Genomic DNA, 18,476 nt, shown 5'->3' with positions numbered 1-18,476 from the left:
ACTTTTGATTTTTTGTATAAAAAACAACGATATTTATCTAAACCGTTAACGGCGTCAGAAAAACGAATAAAAAAATAACTTGTGTCATTTGCAAATTCTATGGTAACTCTTTAGGTATTCCTTCGAACAAGATGCAAGAAAATACAAAAATGACAGCCCTTCTACGAGTGATTAGCCTGGTCGTGATTAGCGTGGTGGTGATTATTATCCCACCGTGCGGGGCTGCACTTGGACGAGGAAAGGCTTAGAAAACAAGCCTTAACGAACTAAGACCCCCGCACCGAAAGGTCCGGGGGTTTTTTTTGACCTTAAAAACATACACGAGGAGCAGAAAGTGAACGGTAGCATAAAATTCTGTTTCTCAAGATTTACGGCGGGGATGTAACTATGAATGGGGCACAGTGGGTGGTACATGCGTTGCGTGCACAAGGGGTTCAAACCGTCTTTGGTTATCCTGGTGGCGCAATTATGCCGGTTTACGATGCGTTGTATGACGGCGGCGTAGAACACCTGTTGTGCCGACACGAGCAGGGTGCGGCAATGGCGGCAATTGGCTATGCCCGTGCGACCGGTAAAACCGGTGTGTGTATCGCCACTTCAGGTCCTGGCGCTACCAACCTGATCACCGGACTCGCCGATGCGCTGTTAGATTCTGTTCCTGTGGTGGCGATCACCGGCCAGGTGGCCTCACCTTTCATTGGAACGGATGCGTTCCAGGAAGTGGACGTTCTGGGTATGTCTTTGTCCTGCACCAAACACAGTTTCCTGGTGCAGTCACTGGAAGAGCTGCCGCGCATCATGGCAGAGGCTTTCGCTGTGGCGAACTCCGGTCGTCCGGGTCCGGTTCTGGTTGATATCCCGAAAGACATCCAGCTGGCCAGCGGTACGCTGGAGCCGTATTTTACGACCGTCGAAAGCGTAGAGGTTTTCCCGCACGCTGACGTTGAGCAGGCGCGTAAAATGCTGGCGCAGGCGCAAAAACCGATCCTGTACGTCGGTGGCGGCGTTGGTATGGCGCAGGCGGTCCCGGCCCTGCGTGAATTTATCGCGGTAACCCAAATGCCGGTCGCCTGCACGCTGAAAGGTCTGGGCGCAGTAGAAGCTGACTACCCATACTATTTGGGTATGTTGGGAATGCATGGCACTAAAGCGGCAAATTTCGCGGTGCAAGAATGTGATTTACTGATTGCCGTGGGCGCGCGTTTTGATGACCGGGTGACCGGCAAGCTGAATACCTTCGCGCCGAACGCCAGCGTGATCCACATGGATATCGACCCTGCGGAAATGAACAAGCTGCGCCAGGCGCACGTCGCCCTGCAGGGTGATTTAAATTCTCTGCTGCCGGCATTGCAGCAATCTCTGAAGATTGACGCATGGCGTCAGCATAGCGCTGAACTGCGCACAGAGCATACCTGGCGCTATGATCATCCCGGTGAGGCTATCTACGCGCCACTGTTGTTGAAGCAGTTGTCCGATCGCAAACCCGCGGACAGCGTAGTGACAACGGATGTTGGTCAGCATCAGATGTGGTCGGCGCAGCATATGACCTACACCCGCCCGGAAAATTTCATCACCTCGAGCGGCCTGGGTACGATGGGCTTTGGCCTGCCAGCAGCGGTTGGCGCGCAGGTTGCTCGCCCGAACGATACGGTAATCTGTATCTCCGGTGACGGTTCCTTCATGATGAATGTACAGGAGCTGGGCACCGTAAAACGCAAGCAGTTGCCGCTGAAAATAGTCTTACTCGACAACCAGCGGTTAGGCATGGTGCGACAATGGCAGCAGCTGTTTTTCCAGGAACGTTATAGCGAAACCACCCTTACCGATAACCCCGATTTCCTCATGTTGGCCAGCGCCTTCGGCATACCAGGTCAACACATCACCCGTAAAGACCAGGTTGAAGCGGCACTCGACACCATGCTGAACAGCGAGGGGCCATACCTGCTTCATGTCTCAATCGACGAACTTGAGAATGTCTGGCCTCTGGTACCGCCAGGTGCCAGTAACTCAGAAATGCTGGAGAAATTATCATGATGCAACATCAGGTCGCCGTTGAGGCTCGTTTCAATCCGGAAACGTTAGAACGTGTTTTACGCGTGGTACGCCATCGTGGTTTTCAGGTGTGCTCCATGAATATGGAAGCCGCCAGCGATGCGCAAAATATAAATATCGAATTGACCGTTGCCAGCCCCCGGTCGGTCGACTTACTGTTTAGTCAGTTAAGTAAACTGGTAGACGTTGCACATGTTGCTATCTGCCAGAGCACAACCACATCACAACAAATCCGCGCCTGAGCGCAAAAGGAAGAAAAATGACGACGAAAAAAGCTGATTACATTTGGTCTAATGGCGAGATGATTCGTTGGGAAGACGCGAAGGTCCACGTGATGTCCCACGCGCTGCACTACGGTACTTCAGTATTCGAAGGCATCCGTTGCTACGATTCTCACAAAGGGCCGGTGGTGTTCCGTCATCGCGAACATATGCAGCGTCTGCGTGATTCAGCCAAGATCTATCGTTTTCCGGTTTCTCAGAGCGTTGATGAGCTGATGGAAGCTTGCCGCGAGGTGATTCGTAAAAACAATCTGACCAGCGCCTATATCCGTCCGCTAGTGTTTGTTGGCGACGTGGGGATGGGCGTTAACCCGCCAGCGGGATACACCACTGACGTGATCATCGCCGCGTTCCCGTGGGGTGCTTACCTTGGTGCAGAAGCGCTGGAGCAGGGGATCGACGCGATGGTTTCTTCCTGGAACCGCGTTGCGCCGAACACCATCCCTACTGCAGCTAAAGCTGGCGGTAACTATCTGTCTTCGCTGCTGGTGGGTAGCGAAGCGCGTCGTCATGGCTATCAGGAAGGCATTGCGCTGGACGTGAATGGCTACATCTCCGAAGGTGCGGGCGAAAACCTGTTTGAAGTAAAAGACGGCATTCTGTTTACCCCGCCGTTTACCTCTTCCGCGCTGCCGGGTATCACTCGTGATGCGATCATTAAGCTGGCGAAAGATCTCGATATCGAAGTGCGTGAGCAGGTGCTGTCCCGTGAATCACTGTACCTGGCCGATGAAGTGTTCATGTCCGGTACCGCGGCCGAAATCACCCCAGTACGCAGTGTCGATGGTATCCAGGTGGGCGAAGGCCGCTGCGGTCCGGTCACCAAACGCATCCAGCAGGCCTTCTTTGGGCTCTTCACCGGTGAAACGGAAGATAAATACGGCTGGTTGGATTCAGTAAACCAATAACAAAATTAATATTTCCCCAAAATAATTCACGTTGCAGGAAGACGGCAACGCAGCAAGTCCCAGGAACTTACTGTAGTAAGTGACTGGGGTGAGCGAGGCGGCCAACGCACCTGCGGCGTGAAGTATGCAGGGGAAAGACAGACGGGAGTTAATCAAGCATGCCTAAGTATCGTTCTGCCACCACCACTCACGGCCGCAATATGGCGGGTGCCCGCGCACTGTGGCGCGCCACCGGGATGACCGATGATGACTTCGGTAAACCGATTATCGCTGTGGTGAACTCCTTTACCCAGTTTGTGCCGGGTCACGTCCACCTGCGCGATCTCGGTAAGCTGGTTGCCGAACAAATCGAAGCCTCAGGCGGCGTGGCGAAAGAGTTCAACACCATTGCTGTGGATGATGGTATCGCCATGGGTCATGGCGGCATGCTGTATTCACTGCCGTCGCGTGAGCTGATCGCTGACTCCGTTGAGTACATGGTTAACGCCCACTGCGCCGATGCGATGGTCTGCATCTCCAACTGCGACAAAATCACCCCCGGGATGTTAATGGCCTCTTTGCGCCTGAATATTCCGGTGATCTTTGTTTCCGGCGGTCCGATGGAAGCCGGGAAAACCAAGCTCTCTGACCAAATCATCAAGCTCGACCTGGTTGATGCGATGATTCAGGGTGCTGACCCGAAAGTTTCCGACTCACAAAGCGAGCAGGTTGAACGTTCCGCCTGTCCGACCTGTGGCTCTTGTTCCGGTATGTTCACCGCTAACTCGATGAACTGCCTGACTGAAGCGCTGGGCCTGTCGCAGCCGGGTAACGGTTCACTGCTGGCGACTCACGCCGACCGTAAAGAACTGTTCCTCAACGCAGGTAAGCGCATCGTCGAGCTGACCAAACGCTATTACGAGCAGGATGATGCCTCCGCCCTGCCGCGCAACATTGCCAGCAAGGCAGCGTTTGAGAACGCCATGACGCTGGATATCGCCATGGGCGGCTCCACCAATACCGTTCTGCACCTGCTGGCAGCCGCGCAGGAAGCGGAAATCGACTTCACCATGAGTGATATCGACAAGCTGTCCCGCAAAGTCCCGCAACTGTGTAAAGTGGCGCCGAGTACGCAGAAATACCATATGGAAGACGTGCACCGCGCAGGCGGCGTACTGGGTATTTTAGGCGAACTGGATCGTGCTGGACTGCTGAACCGCGACGTGAAAAACGTGCTGGGGCTGACTCTGCCGCAAACGCTCGATCGTTATGACGTGATGTTGACCAAAGACGACGCGGTGAAAAAAATGTTCCGTGCTGGCCCGGCCGGCATTCGTACTACCCAGGCGTTCTCACAGGACTGCCGTTGGGATACGCTGGATGACGACCGCGCGGAAGGCTGCATTCGCTCGCTGGAGCACGCTTACAGCAAAGACGGTGGTCTGGCAGTTCTGTACGGTAACTTCGCGGAAAACGGCTGTATTGTAAAAACCGCAGGCGTGGATGACAGCATCCTGAAATTCACCGGCCCGGCAAAAGTGTATGAAAGCCAGGACGATGCGGTTGAAGCCATCCTCGGCGGTAAAGTGGTGGCTGGCGACGTGGTTGTCATTCGCTACGAAGGGCCGAAAGGCGGGCCTGGCATGCAGGAAATGCTCTACCCCACCACCTTCCTGAAATCGATGGGCCTCGGTAAGGCTTGCGCGCTGATTACCGATGGTCGTTTCTCCGGCGGTACTTCGGGGCTTTCCATTGGTCACGTTTCTCCGGAAGCGGCCAGCGGCGGTAATATCGCGATTATCGAAGATGGTGACATGATTGCCATCGATATCCCGAATCGTGGTATTCAACTGCAACTGAGTGATGCGGAAATCGCTGCGCGCCGTGAAGCGCAGGAAGCTCGCGGTGACAAAGCCTGGACGCCAAAAGATCGTCAGCGTCAGGTCTCCTTTGCACTGCGCGCCTACGCCAGCCTGGCAACCAGTGCCGACAAAGGTGCGGTGCGCGATAAGTCGAAGCTCGGGGGATAATGACCATGGCGGATTCACAACCTCTATCCGGCGCTCCTGAGGGCGCCGAGTATCTCAGAGCGGTACTGCGTGCGCCGGTATACGAAGCGGCACAGGTAACGCCGCTACAGAAAATGGAAAAACTCTCTTCGCGCCTCGACAACGTCATTCTGGTGAAGCGCGAAGACCGTCAACCCGTTCACAGCTTCAAGCTACGCGGTGCCTATGCCATGATGGCGGGCTTGACCGAAGAGCAAAAAGCGCATGGCGTCATTACCGCATCGGCTGGTAATCATGCTCAGGGCGTCGCGTTCTCTTCTGCGCGATTAGGCGTGAAGGCGCTGATTGTCATGCCAACGGCTACCGCCGATATCAAAGTCGACGCCGTTCGCGGCTTCGGCGGAGAAGTGCTGCTGCACGGCGCGAACTTTGATGAAGCCAAAGCCAAAGCGATTGAATTGTCGCAGCAGCAGGGTTTTACCTGGGTGCCGCCGTTCGATCATCCGATGGTGATTGCCGGGCAGGGCACGCTGGCGCTGGAGCTGCTCCAGCAGGACGCGCATCTCGATCGCGTATTCGTACCAGTTGGCGGCGGCGGTCTGGCGGCAGGTGTTGCGGTGCTAATTAAACAGCTGATGCCGCAAATCAAAGTGATTGCCGTGGAAGCCGAAGATTCGGCCTGTCTGAAAGCGGCGCTGGATGCCGGTCATCCGGTGGATCTGCCGCGAGTGGGTCTCTTTGCCGAAGGCGTGGCGGTGAAACGTATTGGCGATGAAACCTTCCGTCTGTGCCAGGAATACCTCGACGATATTATTACCGTGGATAGCGATGCTATTTGCGCGGCAATGAAAGACCTGTTCGAAGATGTACGCGCGGTGGCGGAGCCTTCCGGGGCGCTGGCGCTGGCGGGGATGAAAAAATACATCGCCCAGCATAATATTCGCGGCGAGCGCCTGGCGCATGTTCTTTCCGGCGCTAACGTTAACTTCCACGGCCTGCGCTACGTTTCCGAACGTTGCGAGCTGGGGGAACAGCGCGAAGCCTTGCTGGCCGTGACCATCCCGGAAGAAAAGGGCAGCTTCCTGAAGTTTTGCCAACTGCTGGGCGGGCGCTCGGTGACCGAGTTTAACTACCGCTTTGCTGATGCGAAAGACGCCTGCATTTTTGTCGGCGTACGTCTGAGCCGTGGGCTGGAAGAGCGTAAGGAAATCCTGCAACTGCTCAATGAGGGCGGCTATAGCGTGGTGGATCTGTCTGATGACGAGATGGCGAAGCTACACGTGCGCTATATGGTCGGTGGACGTCCGTCGAAACCCTTACAGGAACGTCTTTATAGCTTCGAATTTCCGGAGTCGCCGGGGGCGTTGCTCAAATTCCTGCATACCCTGGGGACGCACTGGAATATTTCATTGTTCCACTATCGCAGTCACGGCACTGACTATGGTCGTGTGCTGGCGGCGTTTGAGTTGGGTGAACACGAGCCTGATTTCGAAACGCGGCTGAATGAACTGGGTTATGACTGTCATGATGAAACACATAACCCGGCGTTCAGGTTCTTCCTGGCGGGTTAACGACAGCCATTAAAAAAGGGTTCATGTAAAAACATGAACCCTTTTTGCTACTGTATCAGCAGATTACAGCGTGATAACGTCGAATTCGACTTCGGTATTCACGTCAGCATCGTAATCCACACCGTCGAGGGCAAAACCGAACAGATTCAGGAATTCCTGCTTGTATCCTGCATAGTCAGTTTCTTGCGCCAGGTTTTCGGTAGTGATCAGCGGCCACAGATCGCGACATGCCTGCTGAATGTCGTCACGCAGTTCCCAGTCATCCATACGGATACGCTGGTTGTCATCAAGCGCCACTTTATCGCCGTACAGGCTGGTGGTCATCAGACGGTTGATCTGCTCAATACAACCTTCGTGAATCCCCTGCGCTTTCATCAGCTTGAAGACCATGGAGATGTACAGTGGCATTACCGGAATCGCAGAAGATGCCTGGGTGATGACGGACTTCAGTACGGCAACGTTAGCGGAACCGTTCAGCGGTGCCAGCTGGTTACGCAGTTCTCCCGCCGCGCGATCGAGGTCTTCTTTCGCTTTGCCCAGCGCGCCGTGCCAGTAGATTGGCCAGGTCAGGTCGGTACCGATGTAGGAGTAGGCTACGGTTTTCACGCCATCAGCCAGCACGCCCGCTTCGCTCAGCGCGCCCATCCACAGTTCCCAGTCTTCGCCGCCCATGACGGTGACGGTGTTCTGAACTTCTTCTTCGGTTGCCGGCTCAATGCTGGCGGTGATGATCTGATCTTTGTTGGTATCGATCGCTTTAGAGGTGTAAACCTCACCGATTGGCTTCAGCGCTGAACGGACGATTTCACCGGTTTTCGGCATTTTACGCACTGGGGAAGCCAGTGAGTAAACCACCAGGTCAATCTGACCCAGGTCTTCTTTGATCAGTTTGATCACTTCATCACGGCATTCGTCAGAGAACGCATCGCCGTTGATGCTTTTGGAGTACAGACCTTCACGCTTGGCCGCTTCGTCGAAAGCTGCAGAGTTATACCAGCCTGCGGAACCTGGTTTGGTATCCGTGCCCGGTTTTTCGAAAAATACGCCGATAGTGGCGGCACCGCTGCCAAAGGCGGCGGAAATTCTGGAAGCCAGACCGTAACCGGTGGAAGCACCGATCACCAGCACGCGAGACGGGCCGTTCTCGATTTTCCCGTTCTGCTTAACATACTCGATCTGCTTTTCCACGTTGACTTTGCAGCCAGTCGGATGGGTCGTTGTACAGATGAATCCACGAATTTTTGGTTTGATTATCATAATGATGGCTAATTAAGTTTGTATTTTCGCTGTCAAGTGCGCAATGACACCGTCTGTTCTGGCCTGCTTAACGCGATGGTTAACAAGCCCCCCACTACAATGGATCACGACATTATACAGAAAAGGAGCGCCAATACTGAATCTACCACTGATTTTAGACCTGACGCTGGCGCTACTCTGCGGATTTACGTTCCAGAACAATCTTCCAAAACGCGTCGATCAGCGGTTCATGCAGTCGCTTTTTCGGAGCGCAGACGCCAAGCTCGAACGGTGTTTTTTCGTCACTGCGCTCTAAAATCATCACGCGATTACGCACCGGCTCCGGGCTGTTTTCTAGCACCACTTCCGGCAGCAGAGCTACGCCGCAGCCCAGCGCCACCATTGAGACCATCGCTTCGTGACCACCCACCGTGGCGTAAATTGATGGGTTGCTGATTTTGTGACGGCGGAACCACAGCTCGATACGGCGGCGTACCGGACCCTGATCGGCCATGATAAACGGCACCGTCGACCAGTCCGGCTTATCGACCGATACCTGATTACGCACCGGGCAGGGCAGCGCCGGAGCGATCAACACAACCGTCAGATTCTCCAGCATCGAGAACGCCACCGCGCCAGGCAGCGTTTCGGGCTTACCGGCAATTGCCAGATCGGCTTCACCAGTGACCACTTTATCCATCGCATCGGCGGCGTCGCCGGTGGTGAGCTTAATTTCCACTGACGGATGCTCGGCGCGGAAACGGTCAAGGATTGGCGGCAGATGGCTGTAGGCGGCAGTTACCGAACAGAAGATATGCAGTTCGCCCGACAGCGACGGCCCTTGTTGATCTAAGGTGTGGCGTAACTGCTGGTACTGCAACAGCGTCTGTTGGGCAAACACGCGCAGCTCTTCACCTGCTTCGGTCAGCGTAACCGTACGGTTATCGCGCACAAACAGCGGCTGGCCGAGGTCTTCTTCGAGGCGCTGAATCTGCCGGGAAAGCGTGGATGGGCTGACGTGCATTGCCCGCGCGCTGCGGCCAAAGTGACGACTTTCAGCCAAATGCAGGAACATTTTCAGATCGCGTAAATCCACAGACGAGCCTCCGATTTTCTACGTTGCATAAATTGCAATGTGACGTTGTGAATATATCAATTTCCGCAATAAATTTCCTGTTGTAATGTGGATTCAATCTCGCAAATACAAATCTGCGAACCGAATAATAAGCACCACAACACAACATCACGGAGTACACCATCATGGCTAACTACTTTAATACACTGAACCTGCGCCAGCAGTTGGCACAGCTGGGTAAATGTCGCTTTATGGGTCGCGACGAATTCGCCGATGGTGCGAGCTACCTTCAGGGTAAAAAAGTGGTCATCGTCGGCTGTGGCGCCCAGGGTCTGAACCAGGGCCTGAACATGCGTGACTCCGGTCTGGATATCTCCTACGCACTGCGTAAAGAAGCCATTGCTGAGAAGCGTGCTTCCTGGCGTAAAGCGACCGAAAACGGCTTCAAAGTGGGTACCTACGAAGAGCTGATCCCGCAGGCTGATCTGGTGGTTAACCTGACTCCGGACAAGCAGCACTCCGACGTTGTGCGTTCTGTACAGCCGCTGATGAAAGACGGTGCAGCGCTGGGTTACTCCCACGGCTTCAACATCGTGGAAGTTGGCGAGCAGATCCGTAAAGACATCACTGTTGTGATGGTGGCACCGAAATGTCCGGGTACAGAAGTGCGTGAAGAGTACAAACGTGGTTTCGGCGTACCTACGCTGATCGCCGTTCACCCGGAAAATGATCCGAAAGGCGAAGGCATGGCGATTGCTAAAGCCTGGGCTGCGGCCACCGGCGGTCACCGTGCTGGCGTACTGGAGTCCTCCTTCGTTGCGGAAGTGAAATCTGACCTGATGGGTGAGCAGACTATCCTGTGCGGTATGCTGCAGGCCGGTTCTCTGCTGTGCTTCGATAAGCTGGTGGAAGAGGGTACTGACCCGGCATATGCTGAAAAACTGATTCAGTTCGGCTGGGAAACCATCACCGAAGCGCTGAAGCAGGGCGGCATCACTCTGATGATGGACCGTCTGTCTAACCCGGCGAAACTGCGTGCTTACGCGCTGTCCGAACAGTTGAAAGAGATCATGGCGCCGCTGTTCCAGAAACACATGGATGACATCATCTCCGGTGAATTCTCTTCCGGCATGATGGCTGACTGGGCCAACGACGATAAGAAACTGCTGACCTGGCGTGAAGAGACCGGCAAAACCGCGTTCGAAACCGCTGCCCAGTTCGACGGTAAAATCGGCGAGCAGGAATACTTTGATAAAGGCGTTCTGATGATTGCGATGGTGAAAGCGGGCGTTGAGCTGGCGTTCGAAACCATGGTGGATTCCGGCATCATCGAAGAATCTGCTTACTACGAATCACTGCACGAACTGCCGCTGATCGCCAACACCATTGCCCGTAAGCGTCTGTACGAAATGAACGTGGTTATCTCTGATACCGCAGAATACGGCAACTACCTGTTCTCTTACGCTTGCGTACCGCTGCTGAAAGAGTTCATGACCACCCTGCAGACCGGCGACCTGGGCAAAGCGATTGCTGAAGGCGCGGTAGACAACGCGCAACTGCGTGACGTGAACGACGCGATTCGCGGCCATGCTATCGAGAAAGTGGGCCAGAAACTGCGTGGCTACATGACCGATATGAAGCGCATTGCGGTCGCAGGATAATTCCTCATAGAGGAATGGCATATCAACAGCGCTTCGTAGGCCGGATAAGCGAAGCGCTATCCGGCAAAAAAAGCCCGGTGTTTAAACACCGGGCTTTCTATTAGTTACGGTACAGCACTTTAATGATGTGGTAACCGAACTGAGTGTGCAGCGGACCGGTTGGCTCCAGCACAGGGCAGGAAAAGACCACTTTATCGAACGCCGGAACCATCTGGCCCTGACGGAATTCGCCTAAATCACCACCGCGTTTGCCTGATGGGCAGATGGAGTGTTTCTTCGCCAGTTTGCCGAAGTCGGCGCCGTTTTTAATCTGTTCCAGAAGATCCAGTGCCAGTTTCTCTTCTTTAACAAGGATATGCACTGCTGCTGCTGTTTTTGCCATGATCGTGCCTTGAGTGGGGTGGTTAAGGCTGGCTATACTACCACGCTGTTATTCTCCCCTCCCGACTTTCATGAGTGACCCTTTATGCGTTTGAACCCCGGACAACAACAAGCCGTCGAATTCGTCACCGGACCTTGCCTGGTGCTGGCGGGAGCGGGTTCCGGCAAGACGCGTGTTATCACCAACAAAATAGCCCATCTGATCCGTGAATGTGGCTATCAGGCACGACATATTGCGGCAGTGACCTTTACCAATAAGGCTGCGCGCGAGATGAAAGAGCGCGTGGCGCAAACGCTGGGTCGTAAAGAGGCGCGTGGGTTGATGATCTCCACCTTCCATACCCTGGGACTGGATATCATTAAGCGTGAATACGCGGTGCTGGGGATGAAATCTAACTTCTCGTTGTTTGACGATACTGACCAGGTGGCCTTGCTTAAGGAACTGACCGAAGGGCTAATCGAAGACGATAAGCTTATTCTCCAGCAGCTGATCTCGACGATCTCCAACTGGAAAAACGATCTGATGACTCCGGCGCAGGCGGCAGCCAGCGCAAAGGGCGAGCGCGATCGTATTTTTGCCCACTGCTATGGTCTGTATGACGCGCATATGAAGGCGTGTAACGTCCTCGATTTTGACGATCTTATCCTGCTGCCCACTCTGCTGCTACAGCGCAATGAAGAAGTGCGTGAGCGCTGGCAAAACAGAATCCGCTACCTGCTGGTGGATGAATATCAGGATACCAACACCAGCCAGTACGAGCTGGTGAAGTTGCTGGTAGGGAAACGTGCGCGCTTTACCGTCGTGGGCGATGACGATCAGTCGATCTACTCCTGGCGCGGCGCCCGTCCGCAGAACCTGGTACTGTTGAGCAAAGATTTTCCGGCTTTACAGGTGGTGAAGCTGGAGCAAAACTACCGTTCATCAGGTCGCATCCTTAAGGCGGCGAACATCCTCATTGCGAACAATCCACACGTCTTTGAAAAGCGGCTCTTTTCTGAGCTGGGCTACGGCGCTGAGCTGAAGGTGCTGAGCGCAAATAATGAAGAGCATGAAGCCGAACGTGTGACCGGGGAATTAATTGCCCATCATTTTGTGAACAAGACGCAATATAAAGACTACGCCATCCTGTATCGCGGTAATCATCAGTCGCGCGTGTTCGAAAAGTTTCTGATGCAGAACCGTATCCCGTACAAAATCTCCGGCGGAACATCGTTCTTCTCGCGTCCGGAGATTAAAGATTTGCTGGCCTACCTGCGCGTGCTGAGCAACCCGGATGACGACAGCGCATTTTTGCGCATCGTAAACACGCCAAAGCGTGAAATCGGTCCGGCCACGCTGCAAAAGTTGGGTGAATGGGCGATGACGAGTAATAAAAGCCTGTTTACCGCCAGCTTTGATATGGGGCTTAGCCAGACACTGACCGGGCGCGGGTATGACTCTCTGACCCGCTTTACGCACTGGCTGGGTGAAATTCAGCGCCTGGCGGAGCGCGAACCGGTTGCCGCTGTGCGCGATCTGATCCACGGTATTGATTACGAATCCTGGCTGTATGAAACCTCGCCGAGCCCGAAAGCGGCTGAAATGCGTATGAAAAACGTCAATACGTTGTTCAGCTGGATGACGGAGATGCTGGAAGGCAGTGAGCTGGAAGAGCCGATGACCCTGACCCAGGTCGTTACCCGCTTTACCCTGCGCGACATGATGGAGCGTGGAGAGAGCGAAGAAGAGCTGGATCAGGTGCAGTTGATGACGCTGCATGCCTCCAAAGGGCTGGAGTTCCCGTACGTGTTTATGGTGGGAATGGAAGAAGGATTTTTGCCGCACCAGAGCAGTATCGATGAAGACAATATCGACGAAGAACGTCGTCTGGCTTACGTAGGGATTACGCGTGCACAGAAAGAACTCATCTTCACGCTGTGTAAAGAGCGTCGTCAGTACGGTGAGCTGGTGCGTCCGGAACCGAGTCGTTTCCTGCTGGAGCTGCCACAGGATGACGTTATCTGGGAGCAAGAGCGTAAAGTGGTGAGCGCTGAGGAGCGGATGCAAAAAGGGCAGGCAAGCATCGCTAATATTCGGGCAATGATGGCGAAAGCCAAAGCAAAGTAGGTATTTTGTAGGCCGGATACGTGTAAGCGCTATCCGGCAACCAACATCTAATGAACGTCCAGCGGCCAGTGGACATAGCTTTGCCACTGACTTTCCTGATCGATTAACTCTTTACCCAGCGGATGATGTTCCAGCCAGCCTTCTGGTAGCGTGACCGTCAGGTGCTCGTTTCTTGCATCCATTTGAATTTCCGGCACAAGATCGTCACGGCGACGGCTGGCGAAGATGATCGCCAAACGTAGCAAACGGCAAAGATGCTCCGCGATGCGCGGTGGCACTGCGTTTTGCTGGTGGAGCGAAGAGAGATCGACGGGATTGGTCTGGTTGAGTAACAGCGTTGCTAGCAGTTTCTTTTGCGCAGGGGTAAAACCCGGGAGATCGAGATTGCGCACCAGATAAGCGGCATGCTGTGGTGCCTGTTTAAAATCAACGCTTAGGCCAATTTCATGCAGCTGACAGGCACTAATCAGTAGTTCGCGGCTAATCGGTTCAAGATGCCACTTTTTTTCTACCTGATCGAGAAATTTAGTCGCTAAATTGGCAACGCGATGTGCTTGCTCTGTATCGACCATAAAGCGACGCTGGATATTGCGTAATGTGCGGCTACGTATATCCTGATCCACCGCCAGATGCAGCATGCCGTAGACCAGACCTTCACGTAATGCGCCGCCGGCCAGGGTCATGCATTGAATGTTCAGTTCGGTGAAAATAGCAATCAGAATGGCCAGCCCGCTGGGGAAAACCAGCGCACGTTCCAGCGTTAACCCTTCGATTTCCAGCTCTTCCAGACGACCGCAGTGAATGGCACGCTGCTTAAGCTGCTGCAGTTTGGCCAACGTAATGCGCTCATCCATACCCTGCGCCATCATGATTTCCTGCAACGCCTGGACGGTACCAGAGGCACCAACGCAAACTTTCCAGCCATGAAAACGCAGTTTGTCGGCGACCGGGCGCAGAACTTCACATGCGGCCTTCTCTGCCTCGTCAAAGTTTTCCTGTGCCAGATTACGATCGGTAAAATAGCGTTCGAGCCAGGTGACGCAGCCCATCGACAGGCTGAACAGAGAGGTGGTTTGTGCGCCGGAACCGGTGACTAATTCAGTGCTGGCGCCACCAATATCCACAACCAGACGCTGATCGGCACCGCCGGTTGTGTGGGCCACACCTTGATAAATCAGTCGCGCTTCTTCTTCACCGCTAATCACCTGGACAGGGCAGCCAAGGATCTCTTGCGCTTTGGCAATAAACACATCGGCATTTACGGCGATGCGTAATGTTGCCGTGGCGACCACCCGGATTTGTGGATGCGGAATATCCTGCAGACGTTCAGCAAACAGGCGCAAACATTGCCAGCCGCGCTCCATCGCTTCAACAGAGAGCTCGTTGTCACCGTTGAGTCCAGCGGCCAGACGCACTTTGCGTTTGATACGCGTGAGCGTCTGGATGCTTCCTGCCACCTCGCGTACAACCAGCATATGAAAACTATTCGAGCCGAGATCGATTGCCGCATACAGCGAAGTAGAATTCATACACTTCATCCTTCAACCTGTATCTGTGTTGGCTGCGTTCTCTCACCCGAATCACTTACTAAAGTAAGCTCATCGGGATTCGTTTTCTTGCCGCCTTGATACAGGCTGAATGATTTTGTGTATGGCATAACTTTTCTTAACCTGAACGACGACGATTACGCGGAGCACCACCGGTACGGCGTGGGCCATTGCCTGTACGCGGGCGCGTTAAGCGCAACGGCTTCGGCAGATCGGTCATCAGCGCATCCGGGTTATATTTGCTGACCGGAATCGAGTGGCCGATATAGGTCTCGATTGCAGGTAAATTCAGCGCGTACTCTTCACAGGCCAGGCTGATAGAGTGACCGCTTGCGCCAGCACGTCCGGTACGACCGATTCGGTGAACGTAATCTTCACAGTCATCCGGCAGGTCATAGTTAAATACGTGCGTTACTGCTGGGATATGCAGGCCACGCGCAGCGACATCCGTCGCAACGAGAATGTCGAGATCGCCACGGGTGAACTCATCAAGAATACGCAGACGTTTTTTCTGTGCTACGTCACCGGTCAGCAGACCGACGCGATGACCGTCCGCAGCAAGGCTGCCCCAGATATCTTCACAACGATGCTTGGTGTTAGCAAAAACAATGGCGCGATCTGGCCACTCTTCTTCAATCAGCGTTTGCAGCAAACGCATTTTCTCTTCGTTGGAAGGGTAGAAGAGCTCTTCTTTAATGCGGTGGCCAGTTTTCTGTTCCGGTTCGACTTCAACGTACTCAGCGTTATTCATCTGTTCGAACGCCAGTTCGCGAACGCGGTAAGAGAGGGTTGCAGAAAACAGCATGTTCAGACGTTGGGTGGTTGGCGGCATACGACGGAACAGCCAACGGATATCTTTAATAAAGCCCAGATCGTACATACGATCGGCTTCATCCAGCACCACGACCTGAATCGCGCCCAGATTAATGTGGTTCTGTTTTGCATAGTCGATGAGACGACCGGTCGTGCCGATAAGAATATCGACGCCGCTTTCTAGCACTTTCAGCTGTTTATCGTAACCGTCGCCGCCATACGCCAGGCCTAATTTCAGACCAGTGGTCTGTGCCAGCGGCTCGGCATCGGCGTGGATCTGCACGGCTAACTCACGCGTTGGCGCCATAATTAACGCACGCGGTTGGTTCACCTTGCGATCGGCAATCGCGGGATGAGAGAGAAGATAATGAAACGTTGACGTCAGGAACGCCATCGTTTTTCCGGTACCGGTTTGCGCCTGCCCGGCAACATCACGACCAGCCAGCGTTAGCGGCAGCGCGAGGGCCTGAATGGGCGTACAGTTATGAAAGCCTTTATTTTCAAGGGCTTCTATCACCTTTGGGTGCAGGGCGAAGTCGGAAAACTTCTGTTCTGTTAAATGTGTTTTGCTCATAGTGTGGTAGAATATCAGCTTACTATTGCTTTACGAAAGCGTATCCGGTGAAATAAAGTCAACCTTTAGTTGGTTAATGCTACATCAACACGTCGTTGATTAATGCTACACCAATGCACCAGGCTTATTCCTGTGGAGTTATTATGAGCGATAAAATTATTCACCTGACTGACGACAGTTTTGACACGGATGTACTCAAAGCGGACGGAGCAATCCTCGTTGATTTCTGGGCAGAGTGGTGCGGTCCGTGCAAAATGATCGCTCCGATTCTGGATGAAATCGCTGACGAATATCAGGGCAAACTGACGGTTGCTAAACTGAACATTGACCAAAACCCAGGCACCGCGCCGAAGTATGGTATCCGTGGCATCCCGACCCTGCTGCTGTTTAAAAACGGCGAAGTTGCGGCGACGAAAGTCGGCGCGCTGTCCAAAGGTCAGTTGAAAGAATTCCTCGACGCTAATTTAGCGTAAGGAAGTCTCATGATCGGGCGACCCTACTTCGAAATGATTCGGATGACTGGACGCCCGACTTGAGTCGTGCTAAGTTAGTGTTGACTTCGTATTAAACATACCTTATTAAGTTTGAATCTAGTTATATCCAATACTTCCCGTTGTTTCTCGCGCGAGGAGTGGACAGATTCCTGGCTTGTCACTCAATCCGTCTTGTCGTTTCAGTTCTGCGTACTTTCCTGTGACCAGACAGCGAACAGACATGAGTTGATGGCCGTAAACAGGCATGGATGACCCTGCCATACCATTCACAACATTAAGTTCGAGATTTACCCCAAGTTTAAGAACTCACACCATTATGAATCTTACCGAATTAAAGAATACGCCGGTTTCTGAGCTGATCACTCTCGGCGAAAATATGGGCCTGGAAAACCTGGCTCGTATGCGCAAGCAGGACATTATTTTTGCCATCCTGAAGCAGCACGCAAAGAGTGGCGAAGATATCTTTGGTGACGGTGTGCTGGAGATATTGCAGGATGGATTTGGTTTCCTCCGCTCTGCAGACAGCTCCTACCTCGCCGGTCCTGATGACATCTACGTTTCTCCCAGCCAAATCCGCCGTTTCAACCTCCGCACTGGTGATACCATTTCTGGTAAGATTCGCCCGCCGAAAGAAGGTGAACGCTACTTTGCGCTGTTGAAAGTTAACGAAGTTAACTACGACAAACCAGAAAACGCCCGTAACAAAATCCTCTTTGAGAACTTAACGCCGCTGCACGCAAACTCTCGTCTGCGTATGGAACGTGGTAACGGTTCTACTGAAGACTTAACGGCGCGTGTACTGGACCTGGCATCGCCGATCGGTCGTGGCCAACGTGGTCTGATTGTTGCTCCGCCGAAAGCGGGTAAAACCATGCTGCTGCAGAACATCGCGCAGAGCATTGCATACAATCATCCTGACTGCGTGCTGATGGTGCTGCTGATTGACGAACGTCCGGAAGAAGTTACCGAGATGCAGCGTCTGGTGAAAGGTGAAGTGGTTGCCTCTACCTTTGACGAACCTGCTTCCCGCCACGTTCAGGTTGCGGAAATGGTTATCGAGAAGGCGAAACGTCTGGTTGAACACAAGAAAGACGTTATCATTCTGCTTGACTCCATCACCCGTCTGGCACGTGCATATAACACCGTGGTTCCGGCTTCCGGTAAAGTACTGACCGGTGGTGTGGACGCCAACGCCCTGCATCGTCCGAAGCGTTTCTTTGGTGCTGCACGTAACGTGGAAGAGGGCGGTAGCCTGACCATCATCGCGACTGCGCTGATTGATACCGGCTCTAAAATGGATGAAGTTATCTACGAAGAGTTTAAAGGTACCGGCAACATGGAACTGCATCTCTCTCGTAAGATTGCTGAAAAACGCGTCTTCCCGGCTATCGACTACAACCGTTCCGGTACCCGTAAAGAAGAGCTGCTCACTACCCAGGAAGAGCTGCAGAAAATGTGGATCCTGCGCAAAATCATCCATCCGATGGGTGAAATCGATGCAATGGAATTCCTCATTAACAAACTGGCGATGACCAAGACCAACGACGACTTCTTCGATATGATGAAGCGTTCCTGATTCGGGCATCATCTGAAAACGCCACGTATTTACGTGGCGTTTTGCTTTTGTGGATGTAATCTTAACGACACAATAATAATAATCCGGTATGACATACCGCCTGGCGATGAAGGGTTGTAATTCGTATTTTATGGTTAATAATCATACAGAACCACCTGATATGGAATCGGGTTTCTCTTCTGAATAATCGCCTGGATGGTTATACTTCATAT

At 53.4% G+C, this 18,476-nt stretch carries 16 protein-coding genes; 11 read left to right on the top strand and 5 right to left on the bottom strand.

Features of this window, described 5'->3' with window-relative positions; translation table 11 throughout:
* Nucleotides 1-149: 149 nt before the first annotated feature.
* The 6 genes from ilvL (at nt 150) to ilvA (ending at nt 6,800) form a co-directional block, all read left to right on the top strand.
* Entirely contained in the window at nt 150-248 is a 99-nt protein-coding gene (ilvL, locus tag GHC22_RS23225; protein WP_001311244.1) for an ilv operon leader peptide, read from the top strand.
* Nucleotides 249-387: 139 nt separating this feature from the next.
* Nucleotides 388-2,034 (top strand): acetolactate synthase 2 catalytic subunit, encoded by a 1,647-nt coding sequence (gene ilvG, locus GHC22_RS23220; protein ID WP_125363354.1) that lies wholly within the window; start codon nt 388-390, stop codon nt 2,032-2,034.
* Nucleotides 2,031-2,294 (top strand): acetolactate synthase 2 small subunit, encoded by a 264-nt coding sequence (ilvM, locus tag GHC22_RS23215; protein WP_003018017.1) that lies wholly within the window; start codon nt 2,031-2,033, stop codon nt 2,292-2,294. Before ilvG ends, ilvM begins: the two co-directional genes overlap by 4 nt.
* Nucleotides 2,295-2,311: 17 nt before the next feature.
* The gene (locus GHC22_RS23210) at nt 2,312-3,241 is read left to right on the top strand and encodes a branched-chain amino acid transaminase (protein WP_003829030.1); all 930 of its coding nucleotides are present in this window, start codon (nt 2,312-2,314) and stop codon (nt 3,239-3,241) included.
* Nucleotides 3,242-3,399: 158 nt separating this feature from the next.
* Nucleotides 3,400-5,250, top strand: a complete 1,851-nt coding sequence (ilvD, locus tag GHC22_RS23205; RefSeq protein WP_003829028.1) for a dihydroxy-acid dehydratase — start codon at nt 3,400-3,402, stop codon at nt 5,248-5,250.
* Nucleotides 5,251-5,255: 5 nt separating this feature from the next.
* Nucleotides 5,256-6,800 carry a threonine ammonia-lyase, biosynthetic gene (ilvA, locus tag GHC22_RS23200; protein ID WP_003018007.1) on the top strand — a complete coding sequence of 515 codons (1,545 nt, stop codon included), beginning with the start codon at nt 5,256-5,258 and terminating at the stop codon, nt 6,798-6,800.
* A gap of 63 nt (nt 6,801-6,863) precedes the next feature.
* Here ilvA and fabV read toward each other — a convergent pair whose 3' ends face one another.
* Both fabV and ilvY read right to left on the bottom strand, forming a co-directional pair.
* The gene (gene fabV / locus GHC22_RS23195) at nt 6,864-8,057 is read right to left on the bottom strand and encodes an enoyl-ACP reductase FabV (protein WP_008787067.1); all 1,194 of its coding nucleotides are present in this window, start codon (nt 8,055-8,057) and stop codon (nt 6,864-6,866) included.
* A gap of 172 nt (nt 8,058-8,229) precedes the next feature.
* Nucleotides 8,230-9,132, bottom strand: coding sequence for an HTH-type transcriptional activator IlvY (ilvY, locus tag GHC22_RS23190; RefSeq protein WP_003829023.1), 903 nt, complete (start codon nt 9,130-9,132; stop codon nt 8,230-8,232).
* A gap of 164 nt (nt 9,133-9,296) precedes the next feature.
* Between ilvY and ilvC the strand changes: the two genes are divergently transcribed.
* Nucleotides 9,297-10,772 (top strand): ketol-acid reductoisomerase, encoded by a 1,476-nt coding sequence (gene ilvC / locus GHC22_RS23185; protein WP_003829020.1) that lies wholly within the window; start codon nt 9,297-9,299, stop codon nt 10,770-10,772.
* A gap of 100 nt (nt 10,773-10,872) precedes the next feature.
* On the opposite strand, the gene ppiC is transcribed toward ilvC, so the two are convergent.
* Nucleotides 10,873-11,154 (bottom strand): peptidylprolyl isomerase PpiC, encoded by a 282-nt coding sequence (gene ppiC / locus GHC22_RS23180; RefSeq protein ID WP_003017999.1) that lies wholly within the window; start codon nt 11,152-11,154, stop codon nt 10,873-10,875.
* Between the two features lie 84 nt (nt 11,155-11,238).
* On the opposite strand from ppiC, the gene rep reads away from it, so the two are divergent.
* A complete protein-coding gene (gene rep / locus GHC22_RS23175) occupies nt 11,239-13,260 on the top strand; it encodes a DNA helicase Rep (protein WP_153753939.1) in 2,022 nt (673 codons plus the stop codon).
* Between the two features lie 47 nt (nt 13,261-13,307).
* Here the strand turns inward: rep and gppA are convergent, their stop codons facing one another.
* Both gppA and rhlB read right to left on the bottom strand, forming a co-directional pair.
* Entirely contained in the window at nt 13,308-14,789 is a 1,482-nt protein-coding gene (gene gppA / locus GHC22_RS23170; RefSeq protein WP_153753938.1) for a guanosine-5'-triphosphate,3'-diphosphate diphosphatase, read from the bottom strand.
* Between the two features lie 136 nt (nt 14,790-14,925).
* On the bottom strand, nt 14,926-16,194 hold the full coding sequence (gene rhlB, locus GHC22_RS23165; protein WP_003829013.1) for an ATP-dependent RNA helicase RhlB: 1,269 nt from the start codon (nt 16,192-16,194) through the stop codon (nt 14,926-14,928).
* A gap of 143 nt (nt 16,195-16,337) precedes the next feature.
* Between rhlB and trxA the strand changes: the two genes are divergently transcribed.
* The 3 genes from trxA (at nt 16,338) to rho (ending at nt 18,264) form a co-directional block, all read left to right on the top strand.
* Nucleotides 16,338-16,667, top strand: a complete 330-nt coding sequence (gene trxA / locus GHC22_RS23160; protein ID WP_001280776.1) for a thioredoxin TrxA — start codon at nt 16,338-16,340, stop codon at nt 16,665-16,667.
* A 130-nt stretch (nt 16,668-16,797) separates the two neighbouring features.
* Nucleotides 16,798-16,917, top strand: coding sequence for a rho operon leader peptide (locus GHC22_RS23155; RefSeq protein ID WP_049259789.1), 120 nt, complete (start codon nt 16,798-16,800; stop codon nt 16,915-16,917).
* 87 nt (nt 16,918-17,004) lie between these two features.
* A complete protein-coding gene (gene rho / locus GHC22_RS23150; protein WP_002437993.1) occupies nt 17,005-18,264 on the top strand; it encodes a transcription termination factor Rho in 1,260 nt (419 codons plus the stop codon).
* The last annotated feature ends 212 nt before the right edge of the window (nt 18,265-18,476 follow it).

This window comes from Citrobacter sp. H12-3-2 (genome assembly GCF_009649895.1).
Classification (GTDB): Bacteria; Pseudomonadota; Gammaproteobacteria; order Enterobacterales; family Enterobacteriaceae; genus Citrobacter; species Citrobacter portucalensis.
This window is presented reverse-complemented; position numbering and strand designations above follow the sequence as displayed.